A 19,683-nucleotide genomic window follows, 5' to 3' on the forward strand; every position below is an offset into this window, starting at 1 on the left:
CTCCCTCCTCACTTTCTCCCTCGGTCCTTCTTAGGCTCGGGACGCTCCCTCGCTCTTTCCTCGGCAAGCACCTTCTCAATCCGCGGGAGCAGCGCAGGGACGTCCTCTTGGACCGTCCTCCAGACGATTTCAAGGTCCACGCCGTGGTATTCGTGGATGAGCTTGTCCCGCATCCCCGCAACGTCTCGCCAGGGGATGTCGGAATGCCTGGCCCGAACGCCCCGCGGAATCCTCTTGGCGGCCTCGCCCAATACCTCCAGCGAGCGGAGGACCGCGTTGATCGTCTTGCGGTCTCGCAGGAACTCCTCAAAGGTCATCCCGCGGGTGAAGTCCAGCACTTCCAGGGCGGAGGCCTGCATATCTTCCAGATAGTCCAAGAGGGTGCGCCTCATACCTCGATAATCTCCTCGAGGACCCGCCTGCCGATGTGAGGCTTTAGGGCATTTGGCGTGACCAGTTCAACCTTCACGCCCAAAAGCTCGCTCAAGTGGCGCTCAAGCTCGACAAACTTGAGCAGCCCCGGAGGGGGGGAGAACTCCACCAGAAGGTCCAAATCGCTCTCGGGCGTGGCCTCCCCCCGGGCGTAAGAGCCGAAGACGGCGATTCGCCGCACACCGTATCGGGCCGCCAGCTCCGCCTTGTGCGCCTCCAAGATCCGGCAAATCTCCGCCAGTGTCTTCGGCTGCCCTTTCCCCTTGACCTTCGTTGCCATGGCGACTCCCGTTTTCCACTCATCTCAATCCTAGCGGTTCCAAGCCCGCATCGCCATCTCAGTCCTGCTCGGACTCAAAGAGGCCCCCCTGGCCGGGGGACCTGCCGCCCGTAGCGTCCCGCCAGCCGTAGAGGAGCCCCTGCAGGAGCTGTTTCTCCTTGTCCCCATTGGGGAGCACATCGGCTACTGCCTGGGCCACCTTGCGCAAAGCGCCATGGGGGAAGGGGCTTCCGCTTAGGAGCTTCTCCAGGCCCCGTTGGTCGCCCTTCTCCCAGAGGAGGACCGCTCTGTGGAGCACGTCCACCATGTTCTCAAGGTACGCTTGCGCGTGACCCTGGCGGTCCCGCTCCAGAAAGCCCCGGCCCCGCTCCTTGGGGCCCAGGACCCAGACGAGCCCCTTTTGCCTCTGGACGAAGCCCCGGCCGTCCCAGTACTCGGAAAGCTCTATGCCCACGCTCTGGGCGAGCTTCCTCGCCTCGTCAAAGGGAATCCGGGCGTGGTTGTAGGCGAAGCGCCAGAGGACGTAGAAGCGGGCGGCCAGGTCAACCCCCCCGAGCTCGCTCTCCTCCAAGATCCGCTCCAGGGCGAACTCGGCCACCACCTTGCGCACGTACTCCAGAAGCTCACCCACCGTCACCTCTTCCCCAGAGAGCTTCTCCACCCGGGCGTACTTCCCGAAGGCCTCCACGGCGGGGCCGATGGCGCTCATGAAGAAGTCCGCCCCCCGTATGCCCTCGTCCCAGAACTGGGCGAGCTTCTCCCGCACCCGTGCCTCAATCTCCCGCTGCACCTCGGGGTAGAGGCCCACCTCGTCCGTGGTCCGCTTGCGGCAGACCATGTAGATGGAGGAAGCCAGCGCCGCCGACTCCTGGGCCCTCAGGCGGGACTGCATCTCGGTATGAATAGGCCAGGAGGCGGTCATGTAGAGGCCAGCCTTCAAAAGCGCTTGGAGGATCGCCTCCCAGGCCTCGGTGGTCTTGTGGGCGAAGACAACGACGGCGATGCCGTCGTCTTTGAGCACCCGGTGGATCTCCCGGAAGGCCTGGGTAAGCCCCTCTTCAAAGCGCTTCTTGGCCGCCTCCATGTTGCCCGCCTTGCTGGCATCGGCCACGAGTTCCTCTGACTTGGGCGTCAAAGGCGTAGCAAAAAGCTCCGGGTAGAGTCCCCCTATGGTGCGCTTGAGCCAGACGTAGAAGAAGTCTGAGAGGTCCGAATAGGGCACGCTATCGTAGTAAGGCGGGTCGGTGAAGACAGCGTCAAAGTGGGCGTTGGGGAAGGGAAGGGAGGTGGCGGAGGTGTGTAGCGCTCGGCCAATTCTTGAATAACCAGCAGAATAAGAGCGATGCTGTACCACTCGAAGCAAATAATCCATTGAGTCCCGCCAGTTGCCGGTAGACTCGCTTAAGGGATTTATTTCAATATAATCCCAAACCATGGGCAAAGCTTGTCTACCGAACGTGTGCGCTACCAGCTCTTTTGGAGTATGCCAAACACAAATCGTGGAATTATAATCCGCTAACCTGTCAACAGCAAGCCCCAAATACGTCCCCACCGCCTTCGCAAACTCCGGCTCCCCGCCTTCTTCCAGCATCCTGGCGTGAGCCCGGCGGACCTTCTCGGCGAAGGTGACGAGCGCCAGCTTCTGCCTGGGGTTGAAGAGGTCGCCCCAGCGGGTGAGGCCGTACCGTTGCACGCGGAAGCCAAGGGTTTCCTTCGGAGGTAGCGGCTCATCCGGCACCGGGTCCATCCCCCACTCGGCCCAAAGCTCCTGGCGCTTGGCCTCGAGCGCCTCCCGGGCAGCGCGGAAGGCCTCCAGGTCCCGCTCGGTGCTCAAGCGGTAGCGCTTGCCCGGGGTGCCGGGTCTGTGGAGGACCACGGCCACCATCCGCTCGCCCGCCTTGCCCTCGCGGAAGAGCCTGCGGGTGGTGTTGTCGTTGATGGTGCCGCCGCAGAGAGGGCAACGGACGTTAGCCCGGGAGACGGTGCCCTCCTCGGGGTCAAAATCTATGGCGCTTCCCTCCACGATGGCGAAGTCCACCCGCTTGGCCTCAAGGTTGGGCATCATCTTGAGGGCCACCCGCTTGTTCGCCTTCTTGGCGAGCCAGGTCTGGCGCATGAGGGGGATCTCGGCGCCGCAGGCGGGGTTCTGGCAGGGAAGGGTCCGGGCCCAGATGTAGCCCACCGGGATGGAGCCGTCCTCGTCCTTGGGATAGAAGCGCTCGAGCTCCTTGCGGGCCTCCTCCAGCACCCACTCGCCCCAGGCCCTCACCCCCTCCACGAGGGGCGAGGCCTCCCTTCGGGAAACATCGGTCGGCCCCAAAGGGGTGAGGATCGCCTGTCGCCCCTCCTCCTTCCCCCGACCGGGCGGCAGGGGGACGGAGGGGACGGAGCCCGGCCGCCCGAACCTCTGCGGGTACTCCAGCACCGCCTTATTGAGGAGCACGGCCACGGGGTTGTAGTCCACGGCGTAGGTCTCGCAGCCGAGGCGCAGGGCCTCCAGGGGAATGGCCCCACCCCCGGCGAAGGGGTCCAGCACCCTGGGGGGCCTGCCGCCATGGGCCTCGAGGATGAGCCTGCGGGCCTTCTCGAGGTCCCGGTTCTCCCCCTGGATGGCCTCCCAGGGGGCGAGGCGCTTCACCAGACCCAAAAACTCCTGCCTGCGCCGGGGGTCGTCCGGGAGCAGGGCCGCCAGGGCCGTGGCCCTCGAGGCGGCCAAGGGCCTGCGGGCCCACCAGATGTGGAGGGTGGAGATGTGGCCGTGGCGGATGTTCTTCTCGCGAACGGAGTGCTCGGAAACCTCCCGCAAGGGGAAGTCCACCTCAATGAGCCGGGGAGCATCGGGTTTAGCCATCTTCCAAAGCCTCCTTCAAAGAAGCGATCCGATGGGGCAGGCCCACCGGGGTCTTTGGCCCTAGGTGCCTGATCTGCCCGTCTCCGCCCACGAAGAGGACGTGAATCCCTAGGCGTGCGAGGGGCGGGTGGACCTTTTGCGCAAGGCTACGGAACCCACGGGTGTTGGGCAGGGCAATGACGCACACCGAGGAACCATCGTAGAGGGAGAGGATCTGCAAGAGGGCCTCGCCCAAAGCCATGCGCCGCTGGGCCCCCTCGTGGCCGCCAAGCCGTTCGCCCTTGGCCTCCACGTAGAGCTTACGCCCAGAAACGGGGAACTGGGCCTCGATGTCAACGCCGCGCTCGTTGCCGTAGCGCACCGTCAGGTTCATGAACCCCTCCGCCTGGAGCTTCTGGGCCAGGAGCTGCTTGACTTCCCGTTCACGCATTCAAGTTGTCTTTTCCGCGTTAAAATACACATTGTTCATTTGTAACACATACTCTGCGTTTTATGCGTTGGCCAATCGATAATAAGCTCCCCTTCCCTTGCTACCTGCGGGCTTAAGCTTGCCTGCTTTTACAAGCTTCTTCAGAAGGTAATATGCCTGATATTCCTTCAAGTGACAGAGTGTCGCAGCTTCTTTTCGAGTAATTCTCCCATGAGAACGCGCATAGCTCAGGATCATTTCTTCCATCTGCTGATGCTCGAAGCCCTTCATGCGCACGTAGGCCGCCTCTTCCCCCAGCCGGCGATACGTGGCAGCCGAGAGGTGATACGTCCGCCCTCGCCCCGTGCCTCGGGCCTCGATCAAGCCCGCTTCCACTAGGCGCTCCAGCACAGCCCGGGCTGCGGCCTCCGGCTTCTGGATAAGCCTCGCGGCTTCTTGCGTGGTCAACCGTCGCTCCTGCCAGAGGCCGTTGAGAACCAGCAACTCGTCAAGTCTTAAGGGACGGTGTGCTTGACTCTCCTCCACGATGAGGCGCACGAAGTTGAGGTTGGTCTCTCCCCCGGGAAGCACGAGCACCACACTCTCGGGCGTGCTCTGCTCGTAGGAAGGGGCCGGACGCCCGTTGCGGAGCTGCTCCTCAAAGATGATGTCGATCCCACGCCCAGTCCGTTCAACAACCCCAGCCCGCTTGAAGGCATCGGCCAGCAGAGGATTGCGTGGCCGCGGCGGAGCGACGAGCAGGTTGTCCAAGCGAATCCCCTCCGGGAAGCCGCCGGGGTTCGAGATCTCGATGCGGTCCTCATGCCACTGAACGTGCACCGCGCCCAAACGGGTGTAATCGCGGTGAATCAAGGCGTTAGCAAGCCCTTCGCGGAACGCTCGTTCGGAATAGTTCGGCACACCAATCCTCATGAGCCCAAAGGATACTTCCTCCTCATGATTCCGTGCTCGAAAACGGGTTAGAAGCTCCTCCATGGTCCGCAAGAGTGGCCAGCGGAAGAACTCGTTGACCTCCACGAGCGTTCCCCTAAGCACCTGGAAGGCCACCTCGTGGGTCGGGATGAACCGCTGCAGGGCCTCCTCCTTGCCGAAGAGCAGGAGACCCAACACGCGAACCGTCTTTACCTCGTGATTGGCCTCCACGGCACCGAGGGCCTTGGCCAGCTCTACATCAGGCAAGCCCAGAAGGCTTTTGTCGCCTTGGCCGCGGCTTTCCCGGATGAAGCGCCGGAAGCGCTCAAACTCCAGGGGATCCAAATCGCTCCAAGAAGCCCCCTCGACCGGTAACACCGAGTAATCCAGGGCTCCGCGATGGGCCAACGCCGCCTGCATTTCGTGGAAGTGGTAGGGCAAGCATTCCGGCCTTCCCGTGCCCCCAATAGCCCGCCGTTTGTAGATGCCCTCGGCCGTCCCTACGGGCATTGTTGCCGGTGGCACCTCGATCACGAGCACAGGCTTGCCTTCAAATTCAACCACCCAAACGCGGCAACTGAGGGAAGGACGCGTCCGGTTCGCGATCAAGGCCTGAATGCGCGGGGGATCTATACCCCCGGCATGCCGGGGGCGGGCACCCGTCACCCGGCCATCGTCCTCGACGCCGATGAGGACGTAACCCATCTCTTGCGTAGGACGATTGGCCATACATACGACCGTTTCCAACAGCTCGTTGTCGGAGAGCTGCTTTCTCTCTTCCCCCTTGAACTCAACGGTCAGGGCCTCCCCCAGTGCGATGAGTTCTCGGACTAATTCCGGAGTCATTGGATCGATTACCCTCCCCTGGTTCCATTGGATCAGCTGCCCTCCGCCGCCTTCTTCCAGTCGGTGACCACGTAGCGCACCACGTCCACCACCTCCTTGGGCACGAGCTTGGCCGCCGGGTTTTGCACCCGGTGGAGCACCGGGCGGGTGGCGGCGTGCTCCACGACATAGAGCCAGTAGTCGTCCCCCAGGCGCTGAGCCATCACCCACTCGTTGGGGGTCAGTGCCACGGGGCCCGTGGCGGCCCGCGCCTTGACCTCGATGTAGCGGACGGCCCCCTCGGGGGACACGGAACGGATGTCGTAGCCCAGGTTCTCGCGGGAGATGTCCTCGGGCGCCCACCCCGCTTCCCGCTCGTACCGCAAGGCCACCTCCATGCCGATGGCCTCCACCTCGGGGTCGGGGCGCGTGACCGCTTCCCCCTTGGTCAGGGGCACCACCCGGGCCACGCCGAGGATCCGGGGAGCGGCCGGGGTCAGGTTGAGCTCCCGCCGTATCGCCTCCTCCAGCTTCTTCTTGCGGGCCTCCAGCTCCTCCTTCCGCCGCCTTTCGTTCTGGAGGGTCGCCTCGGGGATGTTTTCTCCCTGGGCCCGGCGGGTCTCGTACTCCACCAGCTTGGCCTCGGAGTCCAGGAGCATCCGCTCCAGGGAACGCAGGCCGTAGCGGCGCTTCACCTCGGCGTCCCGTTCCCGCCAGGCCAAAAGCTCCTGGCGGTAGGGCTCGAGGGCGTTCTGGATGGCGAAGCCCACCACGCGCCCCTCGTCCAAAGCGCTTCCGTCCAAGGAGGCCCCCTCGGGGGGGAGAGGCTTCAGGTCCCAAAGGACCGAAGGGTGAACGAGGCGGAGCTCCCCCGCTTCGGACTGGTAGACGGTGAAGAGGCGCTTGCCCGCCACCTGGTTCTCTCCGTCGCGGACCTCCACCTCCAAAAACCAGAGGAAGCCCTCGAGTCTCCCATCGGGGTCGGCGAAGAGGGCCCCACGCCTCAGCTCCTCCTCGGACCGGGCCAGAAGCCGCTCAATGAGGGCCTCCAAAAGGGGATGCCCGGGGGCCACGAGGACCGCCTGGTGCCTCCGGGCCAAGTCCTTGGAGAAGGCCAGCTTCCGGTACTCGGTGAAGACCTCGCCGTAGCGGTCCTTGAACTCCCGGGGGAGGTCCCGTAGCTCATGGGGAACGCGCGGCACACGCCACAAGCCGTCCTCGCGCCGCTCCAGGGGCACGCCCAAGAACCTGCAGGCTCGCTCAAAGAAGCGCTCAATGTATTCCGGCACCAGGCGGTTCTCCCGGGCCCTCCGCTCCTCCCCCAGAACCCGGGTGAGGTCAATGTGGCGCACCGCCAAGGCCTCGAGGGCCGCCTCCCGCACCCGCTGGACCGCCTCTTGGTCGGGCACGGCCTCAATCTCGCGGACGATCTCGTCCAGGGTGCGCCGGTTGGCGATGGCCTCCACAATCAGCTCCTTCAGGCTCTTCCCGAGAAGCACCTCCCCCACCACGTCAAAGACCCGATCGCTCCCCAGGGCTTCCTGGATCTCCCTGAGCTTGCGGAAGAGGGCCTCGAGGACCTTCCCCTCGCGGGTGTCCATGGCCACCAGGTTGTAGATGTGCACCTCCTTGGTTTGGCCGTAGCGGTGGACCCGCCCCATCCGCTGCTCCAGGCGGTTGGGGTTCCAGGGGATATCGTAGTTGACCATGAGGGAGCAGAACTGGAGGTTGATGCCCTCCCCGCCCGCCTCGGTGGACACCATCACCTGGGCCCGTTCGCGAAACTCGTGCTCGGCCCGGATGCGGGCGTCCAGGTCCATACCCCCGTGGAGGGAGACCACGGAGTAGCCCCACCCCCGAAGCTTCTCCACGAGGTACTCCAGGGTTTCCCGGGACTCGGTGAAGATGAGGAGCTTTTCGCCCGTCTGCTGGAGCCTTTCGTCCTCCATGACCTCCCGGAGCTTGCGCAACTTGGTCTCAATCTCCAGCCGCTCGGCCCGCCGGGCCAAGGCGATGAGCTCGTCCAGCTGGGCGATCTCGCGCTCCAGCTCCTCCCGGGTCTCGGCCGCGGTGAGTTGCTCCACCAGATCCTCTTCCCGCCTGAGGCGCTCCAGCTCCTCCAGGTCCTCCAGGGCCTCCTCGTCCACCTCGCCCCGCTCCGCAAGCCACCGGCCCACCTCCAAAAGCTGGGCGAGCCGCTCCCGGCGCCTTTCCAGGGAGCGGCGCACGGCCCGCACGCTGGAGGCCAGCCTCCGCTGCAGGATGAGAAGCGCGAAGGCCACGTTCCGCTTCTCCCTGGCCAGGGCCTTGTTGTAGGAGGCCTCCACGTAGCTGGTGACGGCGTTGTAGAGGAGCTTCTCCTCGTCGCTCAGGTAGTAGGTCACCGTAGAGACCTTGCGAGGCGGGAAGAGGTGCCTCCCCTGGAAGTCCCTCAGGTCTTCCTTCAGCCGACGCAGGAAGAGGGGGTTGTCTTTCCTGGAAATGGATTCAAGAAGAAGCTCCCGGGAGGCAAAAAAGCCGGGCTCCAGCAAGTCCAGAAAGAGGCGGAAGTTCTCCGGGTCTCCCCGGTGGGGCGTGGCCGTCAGGAAGAGCAGAAACTGGCTGGTGCGGGAAAGGAGCTCCCCAAGGCGGTAGCGCTCCGTCTTCTGGGTCTTCTCCCCGTAGCGGTAGGCGGTCATCTTGTGGGCCTCGTCCACGATCACCAGGTCCCAGTGGGCCTCGGCCAAGGAGGCGAGCACCTCGTCCCGCTTGGCGAAGTCCATGGAGGTGATCGCCTGAGGGTGCTCCCGCCAGACGTTACGGCCCCAGTTGGCCTCCACCAGCCCCCGGTCCACCACCAGGAAGGTCTCGGCGAAGCGCTCTTTCATCTCGCGGCGCCACTGGTCCTTGAGGTGGCCAGGCGCCACGATCAGGGTGCGCTGGACCAGGCCCCGGTACTTCAGCTCCTTGAGCAAAAGCCCCGCCATGATGGTCTTGCCCGCCCCCGGATCGTCGGCGAGCAGAAAGCGCACCCGCGGGTTGCGGAGGATGTAGAAGTAGACCGCCTCGATCTGGTGGGGCAGCGGGTCAATCTGGGAGACGTTCACGGCAAAAAGGGGGTCAAACTGCTGGGCGAAGCGGATGCGGTGCCCCTCCACCGCCAGGAAAAAGCCCTCGGCCTGGCCCCGAAAGTCCCGTCCTACGCTTGCCCGGAACCGCCGGAGGCTCCCCAGGTCCTGGACGGAGAGGACACGGTCGTAGTACTCCCGGGTGCGAAGGCCCACGGCCTCGAGGCGGAAGAGGTTGTCCCACACTTGGACCTGGAGAACGCGGACGGGCTCGGGAAAGCAATCGCCCTCCAGGATGTCCCCGGGGCGGAGATCCATTGGGTCTAAAGCGGAACCCATTGCACCTACTCCCTCTGGAAAGAAGTATATATAACGCTTTTTTCTTATAACCCCCCCTCCACCCTGCGCTTCCTGGGGTTCTATGCAGAACTACTTTTGCCCCAGGCTCCGCAGAGGGGCCGCCCCGTCCCGGAGGAGAAGCCTGGAGGCCTGGAGGAGGCGGAACTCCTGGGGGAGGCCAGGGACTCGGGGGAGGGGGGCGGGAAGGTGGAGGGGGCGAGGTCCTCGTGGGGAAGAACCTCCCTCAAGGCCGTGAGGAGGTCCAGGCGCACGGGGAGGAGGTCCTCGTCGTGCCGCCCAGGGGACGGAGGGAGAGGAGGTTCCCTTCCTTGTCCGCCAGGACCCAGGTGCGGTGGCGGTAGGTGACCAGAGAACCGAGGCGGTAGTCCATACCTTCCCCTCTCTGCGCGAAGCGGTCAGAAAGACCCTCCACTCCCCAAGACGAAGGAGCCCGTGAGGGACGATGCGCCGTAGGCCAGGCCCCTGAGCCTCGTTTCCAACAGGAGCGCCGGGGCGTGAAGGTCGCCTAGCTTCCCCCAGGCCATTGCAGAGACGCCGAAATTCACCTCGCCCTGTGTGGGGTAGCGGAACCCGAAGAGCGGCTCGAGGTCGGGTAGGACCAGGGTGGACGAGGTGGTCCAGGCTCCCACGGTCTTCGCATCTGGCGGGAAGAGGGTAAGCCAATAGCCCAGGGCACCCGGGAAACCCAGGCTCCAGGTGCGCCCGTCAGGGGAAACCGAGAGGCTTCCCCTGGGCCAGGGAGCGGGGAGGGTGGGGGTCCAGTTCTCCCCCCGGGTGTCCTCCAGGAGAAAGGCCTGAAGATGGCACCCCGAGTTCCCACAGACCTCTCCCCGGGCGTTTCCGTAGGAAACGCTCATCGCGCCCAGGTACACCCCGCCTCCAGGGAAGAGGGCGTATCTCCCCGCTTTCGTTTCTCCCGGGCCGAGGGAAGTGGAGGGGGAAGCGGCGAAGAGGCGGCGCATCCCGTCCCGGAAGTGGTAAACCCAAGCGTTCGCCGAACCCCCGAAGGGAGCGGAAACAGCCCACAGCCTGGAGCCCACGGCGTCCCCCTCCGAGAGGAGAACGAGGACGGCCCTGCCTTCCTGGGCCACCAGGTCGAAGACCTTACCCCCGAGGAACCTCGTATCCCTTCCTTCCGAGCGGTACACCAGGACGGAGGCCTTCTGAGGGCCAGGGGGGAGACCGATGCGAAGGGTGGCCGTGCCCTCGGGGACGACTGTCCCAACCCCAGAGCCGTCGAAGGTGAAGAGGTCGGTGGAAAGCAAGGGGGTTTCTCCCAGGGTCCTCGGGAAGCTCACCGCCACGGGAACGGAGACCTCGTTGCTCCCGTAGGGGTGGGGAAGGGAACAGGGAAAGTGGGGATCTTCCCCAAGGCGGTCGCCCTCCGCCCGGACGAAGAGGATCAGCCCCCGCTCGTAGTGGTACGAGGGGGCGCACTCGGCGACCACTTCAAAGGCGGCGGTGGAGGAGGGCAGGAGGAGTCGGAGCGTCTTGCCTTCCAGGGGCGCAAGCCGCCAGGCTCCCCCTGGGAAGCGGTAGTAGACCCCCCTCAAGGCGTTCTCGGGGTCATAGAAGTGGAGCTTCACCTCCAGGGGAGAAACCGGGTTCACGACCTCCTCGAAGCCGCATCCGCCAAACAGACCAGCCAAGGCCACCCAGAAGAGCCGCTTCATAGCACCTCCTCGAGGACTCTCCGCAACCTGGCGAGAAGCCCCTCCACCTCCTCCCGCTTCCCGGGGGGAGGGCCTCGAGGTCCAGGCGGGCAAGCCTCTCCCCCACCTCCCGGTGCCAGGGCTTGGGGGCCTTCTCCTTCCTGAGGGCCTCCCGCACCCTGGCCTTGAGGTCCCTGAGGGAAAGCCCCGCCCTCGCCTCCTCCAGGAGGGCCCGCCTCTTGTCCTCGTCCCTCACCTTCTTGAGCTCCAGGGCGGCGGTGTAGGGGATGGCCCCCTCCTCCAGGGCCGCCCTCAGGTCCTCGGGGAGGGAGAGGAGGGGGAGGCGGGCCTGGACGAAGCTTTCCCAGGTCATCCGCCCCAGGGCCTTGAAGACCTCCTCCACCCTCTGGGCTTCGGGGGAGGCCAAAACGTTTTGGCCTGCTTCTCCCCTTTTCTCCTTCCGCATCCGGCGGAGGAGCCCCACCACCTCCTCCACCGGCCTCCCCAAGTCTTCCGACAGGAGGACGAGGACCCCTGTGGTCTCCTCGTAGGGGTTCAGGTCCTCCCGCTGCAGGTTCTCCACCAGGGCGAGGAGGCGGGCCTCCTTCTCCGAGAGCTCCACCACCCGCACGGGGACCTCGGAGAGCCCCGCCATCTTGGCGGCCCGGTAGCGCCTCTCCCCCGCCACGATGGCGTACTTCCCGTCCCCTAGGGGCCGCACCAGGAGGGGCTGGAGGAGCCCCTTCTCCCGGATGGAGTGGGCGAGGGCCTCGAGCCCCTCGAAGCGCCTCCGGGGCTGGAACTGGGGGACGAGGGCGTCCAGCGGGAGGGCGGAAGAGGCCGGGCTCTTGGCCTCCTCCACCAGGCCCTTAAGGTAAGCGCGGATGGCGCTCACGCCATCACCTCCTCAAAGCGGAAGACCTTCCTGAGCAGGAAGTCCGTGAGCCGGGCCACCTCCTCGGCGGCCTCCCGGTCCCCCGTGAGCTGGATGGGGACCTGTCCCTCGGTGGCCCGCCTGTGAGGACCGGGACGGTAAGCCACCTGAGGGGCCACGGGGGCGATCTCCTCCAGCTCCCCAATGGTCTGGAGCACCCTGTTGTCCCCCTGAGTCCTGGCGTCGTACTTGGTGGGGATAAAGGCCGAGATGATGTGGCCCCTTCCCGAAACCCGCTCGGGGTCCACCTTCCTCAGGGCCTCGCGGTACTCCTTGGCCACCTGGACCACCGCCTTCAAGGCCTGGACCCCCTTGGCCCCCGTTTCCACCGGGACCAAAAGCCCGTCCCCCGACAGGGCGGCCATCACCGCCAAGGAACCCAGGGAGGGCAGGGAGTCCACCAGCACCAGGTCGTACTCCCCTTCCACCCTCTCCAAGGCCGTGCGCAGGGCCAGGGCCCCCAGGGGTTTGCGGTCCAGCTCCAGCTCCCCCACGGCCAGGTTCACGGAAGCGGGGACGAGGTGGAGGTTCCGGCCCACCTGCCGGGGACGGGGGAGGACATCCTGGCGAATGACCTTGAGGAGGGTTTCCTCGTCGGCCACCGAGCCAGGATCCACCCCGAGCCAGGCGGTGAGGTTGGCCTGGGGGTCGGCGTCCACCAGGAGGACCCGGTAGCCCCTCGAGGCCAGCTCAAACCCGACATCCCTGGCCAGGGAGGTCTTCCCCGCCCCGCCCGCGTGGGTGAAGAGGGTGTAGGTCTGGGTCCTCTGCTCGGGGCCGTCCACCACCTCGGGGATGTACCAGTAGTGGCCGAGACGGACCGCCTCCACCCGGCCCTCCTTGATCCACTTGCGGGCCAGGCTCTCCGACATCCCCTCTCTGCGCGCCCACTCCAGGAGGGGAACCAGCCGCTCCCTTTGCATAGCGGAAGTTTACCGGAAAGGTGCGCCCCGGCGCAAGGTGGGCGTGAGGAGAGCCGCTACACCTCCTCCACGAGCCCCTCGAGGAGCCCCTCCACCAGGAGCCGCCCCGCCAAGGCGAGGGCAAGCCCAAAGAGCACAAAAGCCCCCCTCCCGGCCAAAAGCCCCGCCCAGAAGAGGGCCACCCCCACAGCCCACGGCAGGCCATAGAAAGCCCCCCAGCGGAAGCGCCAGTACTCCTTGCTCCCGAACGGCAGAGAGGTGAGGCTCTCCAGGGAAGTCCCTTCCCCGGGGAAGGGCCTTTCGGAACGCTCCGCCCCCTTGCCCGAAAGGTAGCTGGCGAAGAAGGCAAAAGGCGCCGCCACCGCCACCGCCCACCAACCCCGCAAGAGCACCAGAAGGAAAAGGGCCAGGGCCCCGAGGTAGGCCTCCCGAAGCCTCGCCCAGGACAGCCCCAGGAAGAGGGGCAGAAGGGGCGGGACCAGGCAGGAGAGGAGCCAGGCGAAGGCCTTCACCCGCCCTCCGGGAAGACCCCCCGCTTCCTCGCCGCCTCCTCCAGGCGGAAGGCCTCCACCACCCGCTCGGCCTCCAGAAGCTCCCGCCTGGCCCGGTGGGCGAGGGCGGCCACCGTGCCCGGGGTGAGGGGCCGGAAGAGGGAGGGCTCGAGGCGGTCCCTCCCCTCCACGGCGAGCCACAGGACATCCCCCTTCACCGCCGCCCAGACGGGCCTTGCCACCCGCCTCCGGAACCGCGCCAGGGCCTCCTGGATAGCCGGGGTGAGGAGCTTCCTCGCCCCCACCTGGTCCTCGCCGTAGGCGTCAAAGAGGCGCTCGAACTCGGGACTTTCCAAGGCCACCCGCCCGAGCCTCCCCCTCCCCAGAAATCGCAAGAGGAGGGGCGTGAGGGCGAAAAAGGCGAGGAGGGCGTAGATGGCCCACCAGGGGCCGTCCCGGTTTTCGGCGGGTACCAGAGAGGCGAAGAGGGCGAAGAAGGCCAGGAAGCCGTAGAAGAGGAGGAGGCTTCCCCCCGTGAGCCCCTCCACCCTGCTTCCCCTCCCCTGGGGCGCGAGGCGCACCTCCCCCTCCACGGCGAAGGGCAGGGTGAAGCGGTAAAGCGTGCCCACGAAGAACCTCTGGTAGTAGGAGCCCCGCCTAGTCCGGACCTTGCGGTAGAGGGCGATGTCCGAGGCCCGGAAGGGGATCCCCTCCACCTTCCCCTCCACCAGGTCCTCGGCCTCGTAGCGGTCGGGGGAGGGAAAGAACCCCGAGGTCAGGGCCTCCTCCAGCGGGAAGCCCGCCAGGGGCTCGTAGCGGAACCCCAAAGCCTCCGCCACGGGCCCCACCAGGGCCCGCTTCACCCTTCCCTTGAAACGGGCCACCCGCAAGAACACCAGCCACAGGAAAACCGCCGCCAAAAGCCGCGCCAAGGGGGCGAAGGGGTCCTCCAGAAAGCTCCACGCGAGGAAGAGGAGGGCGGCGAGGAGCCCGAGGGAGGCGAGGAAGAGGGTAAGCCTCCGCTCCCCCTCCAGGGCTTCAAGAGGCGGGCTTTGGCCGTGGCCGAGGTCCACCCGCTACCCCCGGAAGAGCTCCTCCAGGTCGGGCCTCTCCCGCTCCTCCTCGGGAAGGATGAAGACGGGCCTGCGCTTGAGGCCCAGGACCTTAGCGAAGAAGAGAAAGGGAACCTGCTCCAGGGCGTTGTTGTAGTCCGTCACCGCCTGGTTGTAGAAGCGCCTGGCGGCGGCGATGGAGTCCTCCGCTTCGGTGAGGGCGGCCTGGAGCTGTAGGAAGTTCTGGCTCGCCTTGAGGTCGGGGTAGGCCTCGGCCCGCAGGCGGAGGGCGGTGAGGGCCCGGGAGAGCTCCCCCTCGAGGCGGAAGGCCTCCTCCCCCACCGCCCCCTCCAGGCGCTCCCTCAAGGCCACGAGCCTCTCCAGGAGCTCCCGCTCGTGGCCCATGTACCGCTTCACCGCCTCCACCAGGTTGGGGATGAGGTCCCGGCGCTTCTTGAGCTGGGCCTCTATGCTTCCGAAGGCGTTCTCCACCTGGTTCTTGCGGGCCACCACGGTGTTGTAGGCCCAGACCAAAAGCGCCACCGCCGCCAGAAAGAGGAGCCCCCATAGGGTTGCCATACTTAGGCCAGTATACGCCTTCTTTAAGGCGGTCAGGGGGCCCTCGAGACCCAGGCGGGCAAGCCTCTCCCCCACCTCCCGGTGCCAGGGCTTGGGGGCCCTCTCCTTCCTGAGGGCCTCCCGCACCCTGGCCTTGAGGTCCCTGAGGGAGAGCCCCGCCCTCGCCTCCTCCAGGAGGGTCCGCCTCTTGTCCTCCTCCCTCACCTTCTTGAGCTCCAGGGCGGCGGTGTAGGGGACCGCCCCCTCCTCCAGGGCCGCCCTCAGGTCCTCGGGGAGGGAGAGGAGGGGGAGGCGGGCCTGGACGAAGCTTTCCCAGGTCATCCGCCCCAGGGCCTTGAAGACCTCCTCCACCCTCTGGGCTTCGGGGGAGGCCAAAACGTTTTGGCCTGCTTCTCCCCTTTTCTCCTTCCGCATCCGGCGGAGGAGCCCCACCACCTCCTCCACCGGCCTCCCCAAGTCTTCCGACAGGAGGGCGAGGACCCCCACCGTCTTCTCGTAAGGGTTCAGGTGCTGCCATGAGAGGTTCGCCACCGAGGTGGCCCTTACTGTCTGGCATGGCCTCCGCCGGAACCTAGGCCTGGGTTTCCTGCTCCGGCGCGCCCACTTGCCCACCGGGGCGGCGAAACCCTACCCGCCGCACAGAGCGGCTGGGCTTGCCTTGCAAAGGTCGGGACGACGGACGTATACTCGCGCCCCGATGGGCAAGCGCGGCTTTGTTCGCAGGGAGGCAAGCCCCAAGGAGGTCCTGGAACACTGCCTGCGCCTGGCCCAGGAGGTGGCCCCACCCACCCCCAAGGGCAAGCGGGGCCGCCCCTGGCGCTACGACCACGCCCTATACCTGGCCCTCCACCTTTACCGCGCCTTCTTCCGCCTCACCTACCGCAAGACGGAGGCCTTCCTCCAGGACCTCATGGAAAGGCCCTTCCCCTCCCACCAGTCCCTGGCCCGCTACGCCGTGCATCACCTGGACCCCAAACTCCTTGAGGCCCTCCTGGAGAGGCTTTCCCGGGAACTGGAGGCCCACCTGGCCTCCTTGCCTTCCCCTGAAGAGGAGGGTCAGGAGCCAGGGCGCCCCCAGGCCTCTTCCCCGGGAGCCCCTCCCGGAGCGCTTTCCCCCCCTCTACCTCATGGACACCACGGGGCTGGCCTACAGGAGCAAGGACCGGCTTCTCCGCTTCCGTCGGGGGAAGGAGGTGCGGCGGGTGCGGGGGCACGCGCGGCTTCTGACCCTGATGCGGTGGGATAAGGGGAGGCGGCTCTTGTGGCCCTGGGGTGGGGTGGCCGGGGAGGGCTACGCCCCGGACCCTCGGCTTGGGGGGAAGGCCCTGGGGCGGTTTGCCCTTACTGGGGGGTGGCTTTTGGCGGACGCGGGGTTTGACGGGAAGGAGGTGTGGGGGGCTTTGGGGGAGGCGGGGGTGCGGCCGGTGATCCGGCTTCGGGGCGGGGGCGAGGCCAGGGACGAGGTGCGGGTGCGGGCGCGGGAGGGGTGGGACCCCGAGGTGTACCGGTTTCGCGGGGTAGTGGAGGGGGTGTTTGGGGGGATGAAGACGCGGCTGGGTGGGGGATACCTCATGGAGCGGAAGCCTTGGACGGCCATGGCGCGGGCGCTTTTGGAGCTCATCGCCTACGGCCTTAGGGTTCTTCTCTCCCTTCTCCCACCCCCTCCGGGGTACAAGGCGATTTACTAGGCAAGCCCAGAGCGGCTTGACAAACCGCGGGAAACCGGTATACTTAAATTTGAGTCGGGAAGAAAATAAATTAGGGGGCCACGAGGAATTTCCACCCGTTTCTCGCTTCCTAGCAACTTCCCGGCTCATTGGGAGGTAGCCATGAAAAAGGCTTGGCTGGCAGTGGGGTTCTTGGCGTTCGTGCTACCCGTATGGGGGCAACAACGACCCACCGTGGTAGGGGTGAGCTGGGCTAACTTCCAGGAAGAGCGGTGGCGGCGAGACGAAGCGGCTATCAAGGAGCAGCTCGCCCGTATGGGGGCCCAGTACGTTAGCACGGACGCTCAGAGCTCTGCGGAAAAACAGCTAAACGACATCGATAGCCTCATTGCCCGTGGTGTGAACGCCCTCATCATCCTCGCTTGGGACAAGGACGCCATCCTGCCTGCGGTGCAGAAAGCGCGGGCGGCGGGGATCCCTGTGGTGGCCTACGACCGCTTGATCGCCGATCCCTATGCCTTCTACCTCTCCTTTGACAACGTGGAGGTGGGGCGGCAGCAGGCCCGGGCTGTATACCAGGTGCGCCCGCGGGGAAACTACGTCTTTATTCTCGGCTCCCCCACGGATCCCAACGCCGACCTCTTGCATCAAGGACAACTTGAGGTCCTTCAAGCAGCCATTAACCGTGGGGACATCAAAGTGGTGGGTAAGCAGTACACCGAGGGTTGGCGGCCGGAGATTGCCCAGCGCAACATGGAACAAATCCTGGCAGCTAACCGTAACCAGGTGGACGCTGTGGTAGCCTCCAACGATGGCACAGCCGGAGGAGTGATCGCAGCCCTGGCCGCAGTAGGCCTTGCGGGCAAGGTACCGGTCTCCGGCCAGGATGGGGACTGGGCTGCGCTGAACCGGGTGGCCCGTGGACTCCAGACGGTGAGCGTGTGGAAAGATGCGCGGGAACTGGGCCGTAGGGCCGCGGAGATCGCCGTTCTGCTTGCTCGGGGTACGCTTCCTGAACGGATTCCTGGGGTTCAGAAGTTCCGCGTGCCGGGAGACCCCCGCAACACTGTGGTAAATGCCGTGCTCCTGAGGCCAATCCCCATCACCCGCGACAACCTCAACGTGGTCCTCGAGGCGGGCTGGATCACCAAGGAGGCTCTCTGCCAAGGGGTGTCGGGACCCCAGGCACCCCAAGCCTGCCGCTGAGGAAAAGGGCCCAGGGAAAAACCCCTGGGCCTTTTTCCAAGGAGAGGCTATGCAATCCATGCGCGCTTCACAGGAAAATCCAGCGGAAGGGAGGCTCGGCTTTCATGCCCAGAACCTTTACCTGCTTTTGGTTTTGGGGATTCTGTGGCTGGGGTTCCATCTCCTCACGCTAGGTCAGCCAGGCCAGTTCCTCAGCCCACAAAACCTCTGGAACCTATCCGTCCAAACTGCCGTGGTGGCCATCCTGGTAGGGGGTATGGTTCTGGTCATCGTAGCCCGGCAGATCGACCTCAGCGTGGGGTCCCTCCTAGGCCTTACCGGAATGGTTATGGCCGTACTGCAGGCCGTCCCCCCACTGGGACAGGGCTACCCTTGGCCCTTGGCCCTCCTCGCCGGCCTCGCCCTTGGGGCAGGCGCAGGGCTCCTCCAAGGCTATCTCGTAGCCCACATGGGGGCGCCCTCCTTTATCGTCACCATGGCCGGTCTCCTTGTTTTTCGCAACGCCGCCTACCTCCTGGCAGAAGGCAAGACTATCGGCCCCTTGCAAGAGGGTTTTCTGGTCCTAGGTGGTGGGCTCCAAGGGTCCATCGGCCCCATCTGGACCTGGGCGCTTACCCTCCTGGCCTGGAGCTATGCCCTGTGGCTGGTGTGGTGGGGACGGAAAAGCCGCAGGAGACACGGCCTGCCTGTGCGCGAGCTGTGGGCGGATGTGGCCCTGACCCTCTTCCTCACCGCGGTCTTCGGAGGATTCGTGTGGGTCATGAACAGCTTTCCCCACCCGACCACCGGACAAGGCCGGGGGATCCCTGTGCCGGTGCTGGTGGCCGTGGGGGTTCTGGCCTTCCTCCACTGGCTTTCCCAGCGCACCCGCTTCGGAAGGTACGTGTACGCCATCGGGGGCAATCCCGAGGCGGCCCTGCTGGCTGGCATCCCCGTGCGCCGCATGCAGGTGCTGGTCTTCGGCCTGATGGGGCTGCTCGCAGGGCTGGCGGGAGCGGTCCAAGCCGCCAGGCTAGCCTTTGTGCCCACGGGTATGGGTACCCTTCTAGAGCTTTACGTGATCGCTGCCGCCGTGGTGGGCGGGACCTCCTTGGCTGGGGGAAGCGGCACCATCCTGGGGGCGGCCCTCGGGGCCCTGATCATGTCCAGTCTGCAAAACGGCTTGGTCCTCCTGGGTGTGCCCACCGAGTGGCAGAACCTCATCCTGGGGGTGATCTTGGTGGTGGCGGCCGTGTGGAACGCCCGTTTCTATCGGAGGCCGGGATGAGCGTACCCTTGCTGAGGGCAGAAAAGGTTTCCCTTCGCTTTGGAGGCCTGCAAGCTTTGGACCAGGTTTCCTTCGATCTTCACGAGGGTGAGGTGCATAGCCTGGTAGGGCATAACGGGGCAGGGAAGACCACCTTTATCCGGGTTTTGTCAGGAGTCTACCAACCGCAGGAGGGTCGGATTTTTCTCCGAACAGGCCAGGAGCTTCGGGAGGTGCGCTTCACCTCCCCACGGGATGCCCAACGCCACGGGATAGAAACCATTCACCAGAACCTGGCCTTGGCCGATAACCTAGATGTGGTGGCCAACGTATTTCTAGGACGGGAACGCCTCCGTAACTACTCCCTAGACGAAGAAGCTATGGAGGCCGAGGCCCACAAGGTGCTGGACCGGGTTGGGGCTAGGCTTCCTTCCCTTCGGGTCCCTGTACATCGCCTTTCCGGCGGGCAACGCCAGGCAGTGGCCATCGGTCGGGCGCTCCTTTTCCAGGCCCGGGTCCTCATCATGGACGAACCCACGGCAGCGCTCGGTCCAGGGGAGACCGCCAGGGTCAAGTCCCTCATCCGAAGCCTGCGCGACCAGGGGCTGGGCATCATTTTGATCAGCCATGACCTTCACGATGTGCTGGACTTGAGCGACCGGATCACGGTGATGAAAGGAGGGCGGGTGGTCGGTACGGTGCGGGCTGAGGAGAGCAACCAAGAAGAACTCCTGAGCATGATCCTCACAGGGGGGCGTCAGGTCTGAAGAGCCTTGGGAGCCGGTCAGCCAGTGCT

Annotated in this window: 15 protein-coding genes and 3 pseudogenes; 4 read left to right on the top strand and 14 right to left on the bottom strand. The window is 65.7% G+C overall.

The features are described from left to right. Positions 1 to 8 precede the first annotated feature (8 nt). The 14 genes and pseudogenes from ACZ5RK_RS12110 to ACZ5RK_RS12175 all read right to left on the bottom strand — a co-directional run. Positions 9 to 392: a HepT-like ribonuclease domain-containing protein gene (locus ACZ5RK_RS12110; protein ID WP_054647064.1), complete on the bottom strand. Its 384-nt coding sequence runs from the start codon at positions 390 to 392 to the stop codon at positions 9 to 11. Further along, positions 389 to 712 (bottom strand): nucleotidyltransferase family protein, encoded by a 324-nt coding sequence (locus ACZ5RK_RS12115; RefSeq protein ID WP_464910233.1) that lies wholly within the window; start codon positions 710 to 712, stop codon positions 389 to 391. Before ACZ5RK_RS12115 ends, ACZ5RK_RS12110 begins: the two co-directional genes overlap by 4 nt. A 58-nt stretch (positions 713 to 770) precedes the next feature. Further along, a complete protein-coding gene (locus ACZ5RK_RS12120) occupies positions 771 to 3,563 on the bottom strand; it encodes a DUF1156 domain-containing protein (RefSeq protein WP_464910234.1) in 2,793 nt (930 codons plus the stop codon). Continuing rightward, positions 3,556 to 3,993: a hypothetical protein gene (locus ACZ5RK_RS12125; protein ID WP_464910235.1), complete on the bottom strand. Its 438-nt coding sequence runs from the start codon at positions 3,991 to 3,993 to the stop codon at positions 3,556 to 3,558. The genes ACZ5RK_RS12120 and ACZ5RK_RS12125 overlap by 8 nt, the downstream gene beginning before the upstream one ends. Before the next feature lie 60 nt (positions 3,994 to 4,053). Continuing rightward, the gene (locus tag ACZ5RK_RS12130; RefSeq protein WP_464910236.1) at positions 4,054 to 5,751 is read right to left on the bottom strand and encodes an ATP-binding protein; all 1,698 of its coding nucleotides are present in this window, start codon (positions 5,749 to 5,751) and stop codon (positions 4,054 to 4,056) included. A gap of 32 nt (positions 5,752 to 5,783) precedes the next feature. Continuing rightward, positions 5,784 to 9,095 (bottom strand): helicase-related protein, encoded by a 3,312-nt coding sequence (locus ACZ5RK_RS12135; RefSeq protein ID WP_464910237.1) that lies wholly within the window; start codon positions 9,093 to 9,095, stop codon positions 5,784 to 5,786. A 265-nt stretch (positions 9,096 to 9,360) separates the two neighbouring features. Further along, entirely contained in the window at positions 9,361 to 9,507 is a 147-nt protein-coding gene (locus tag ACZ5RK_RS12140; protein ID WP_464910238.1) for a hypothetical protein, read from the bottom strand. A gap of 25 nt (positions 9,508 to 9,532) precedes the next feature. After that, a complete protein-coding gene (locus ACZ5RK_RS12145; RefSeq protein WP_464910319.1) occupies positions 9,533 to 10,747 on the bottom strand; it encodes a hypothetical protein in 1,215 nt (404 codons plus the stop codon). Between the two features lie 59 nt (positions 10,748 to 10,806). After that, positions 10,807 to 11,684: pseudogene (locus tag ACZ5RK_RS12150) on the bottom strand (ParB/RepB/Spo0J family partition protein). Then, positions 11,681 to 12,646, bottom strand: coding sequence for a ParA family protein (locus ACZ5RK_RS12155; RefSeq protein ID WP_464910239.1), 966 nt, complete (start codon positions 12,644 to 12,646; stop codon positions 11,681 to 11,683). The pseudogene ACZ5RK_RS12150 and the gene ACZ5RK_RS12155 overlap by 4 nt, the downstream one beginning before the upstream one ends. A 56-nt stretch (positions 12,647 to 12,702) precedes the next feature. Next, a complete protein-coding gene (locus tag ACZ5RK_RS12160; protein ID WP_464910240.1) occupies positions 12,703 to 13,158 on the bottom strand; it encodes a hypothetical protein in 456 nt (151 codons plus the stop codon). Continuing rightward, positions 13,155 to 14,210, bottom strand: a complete 1,056-nt coding sequence (locus ACZ5RK_RS12165) for a DUF3137 domain-containing protein (RefSeq protein ID WP_464910241.1) — start codon at positions 14,208 to 14,210, stop codon at positions 13,155 to 13,157. Before ACZ5RK_RS12165 ends, ACZ5RK_RS12160 begins: the two co-directional genes overlap by 4 nt. 3 nt (positions 14,211 to 14,213) lie before the next feature. Beyond that, positions 14,214 to 14,768: a LemA family protein gene (locus ACZ5RK_RS12170; protein ID WP_054647877.1), complete on the bottom strand. Its 555-nt coding sequence runs from the start codon at positions 14,766 to 14,768 to the stop codon at positions 14,214 to 14,216. A 42-nt stretch (positions 14,769 to 14,810) separates the two neighbouring features. Further along, positions 14,811 to 15,299: pseudogene (locus ACZ5RK_RS12175) on the bottom strand (ParB/RepB/Spo0J family partition protein); the annotation flags it as partial. 572 nt (positions 15,300 to 15,871) lie between these two features. On the opposite strand from ACZ5RK_RS12175, the pseudogene ACZ5RK_RS12180 reads away from it, so the two are divergent. The 4 genes and pseudogenes from ACZ5RK_RS12180 to ACZ5RK_RS12195 all read left to right on the top strand — a co-directional run. Next, positions 15,872 to 16,456: pseudogene (locus ACZ5RK_RS12180) on the top strand (transposase); the annotation flags it as partial. Positions 16,457 to 16,597: 141 nt separating this feature from the next. After that, positions 16,598 to 17,641, top strand: a complete 1,044-nt coding sequence (xylF, locus tag ACZ5RK_RS12185) for a D-xylose ABC transporter substrate-binding protein (RefSeq protein WP_464910242.1) — start codon at positions 16,598 to 16,600, stop codon at positions 17,639 to 17,641. 58 nt (positions 17,642 to 17,699) lie between these two features. After that, positions 17,700 to 18,908: a sugar ABC transporter permease gene (locus ACZ5RK_RS12190; RefSeq protein WP_464910243.1), complete on the top strand. Its 1,209-nt coding sequence runs from the start codon at positions 17,700 to 17,702 to the stop codon at positions 18,906 to 18,908. After that, the gene (locus tag ACZ5RK_RS12195; protein WP_464910244.1) at positions 18,905 to 19,654 is read left to right on the top strand and encodes an ATP-binding cassette domain-containing protein; all 750 of its coding nucleotides are present in this window, start codon (positions 18,905 to 18,907) and stop codon (positions 19,652 to 19,654) included. Before ACZ5RK_RS12190 ends, ACZ5RK_RS12195 begins: the two co-directional genes overlap by 4 nt. The last annotated feature ends 29 nt before the right edge of the window (positions 19,655 to 19,683 follow it).

Source organism: Thermus kawarayensis JCM 12314, assembly GCF_055393575.1.

What these genes read in the sequence shown, in the direction of transcription:
- ACZ5RK_RS12155 (WP_464910239.1), bottom strand. Translation starts at nt 12,646, where the DNA reads ATGCAAAGGGAGCGGCTGGTTCCCCTCCTGGAGTGGGCGCGCAGAGAG.
- ACZ5RK_RS12115 (WP_464910233.1), bottom strand. Translation starts at nt 712, where the DNA reads ATGGCAACGAAGGTCAAGGGGAAAGGGCAGCCGAAGACACTGGCGGAG.
- ACZ5RK_RS12195 (WP_464910244.1), top strand. Translation starts at nt 18,905, where the DNA reads ATGAGCGTACCCTTGCTGAGGGCAGAAAAGGTTTCCCTTCGCTTTGGA.
- ACZ5RK_RS12190 (WP_464910243.1), top strand. Translation starts at nt 17,700, where the DNA reads ATGCGCGCTTCACAGGAAAATCCAGCGGAAGGGAGGCTCGGCTTTCAT.
- ACZ5RK_RS12130 (WP_464910236.1), bottom strand. Translation starts at nt 5,751, where the DNA reads ATGACTCCGGAATTAGTCCGAGAACTCATCGCACTGGGGGAGGCCCTG.
- ACZ5RK_RS12125 (WP_464910235.1), bottom strand. Translation starts at nt 3,993, where the DNA reads ATGCGTGAACGGGAAGTCAAGCAGCTCCTGGCCCAGAAGCTCCAGGCG.
- xylF (WP_464910242.1), top strand. Translation starts at nt 16,598, where the DNA reads ATGAAAAAGGCTTGGCTGGCAGTGGGGTTCTTGGCGTTCGTGCTACCC.
- ACZ5RK_RS12120 (WP_464910234.1), bottom strand. Translation starts at nt 3,563, where the DNA reads ATGGCTAAACCCGATGCTCCCCGGCTCATTGAGGTGGACTTCCCCTTG.
- ACZ5RK_RS12135 (WP_464910237.1), bottom strand. Translation starts at nt 9,095, where the DNA reads ATGGATCTCCGCCCCGGGGACATCCTGGAGGGCGATTGCTTTCCCGAG.
- ACZ5RK_RS12170 (WP_054647877.1), bottom strand. Translation starts at nt 14,768, where the DNA reads ATGGCAACCCTATGGGGGCTCCTCTTTCTGGCGGCGGTGGCGCTTTTG.
- ACZ5RK_RS12110 (WP_054647064.1), bottom strand. Translation starts at nt 392, where the DNA reads ATGAGGCGCACCCTCTTGGACTATCTGGAAGATATGCAGGCCTCCGCC.
- ACZ5RK_RS12140 (WP_464910238.1), bottom strand. Translation starts at nt 9,507, where the DNA reads ATGGACTACCGCCTCGGTTCTCTGGTCACCTACCGCCACCGCACCTGG.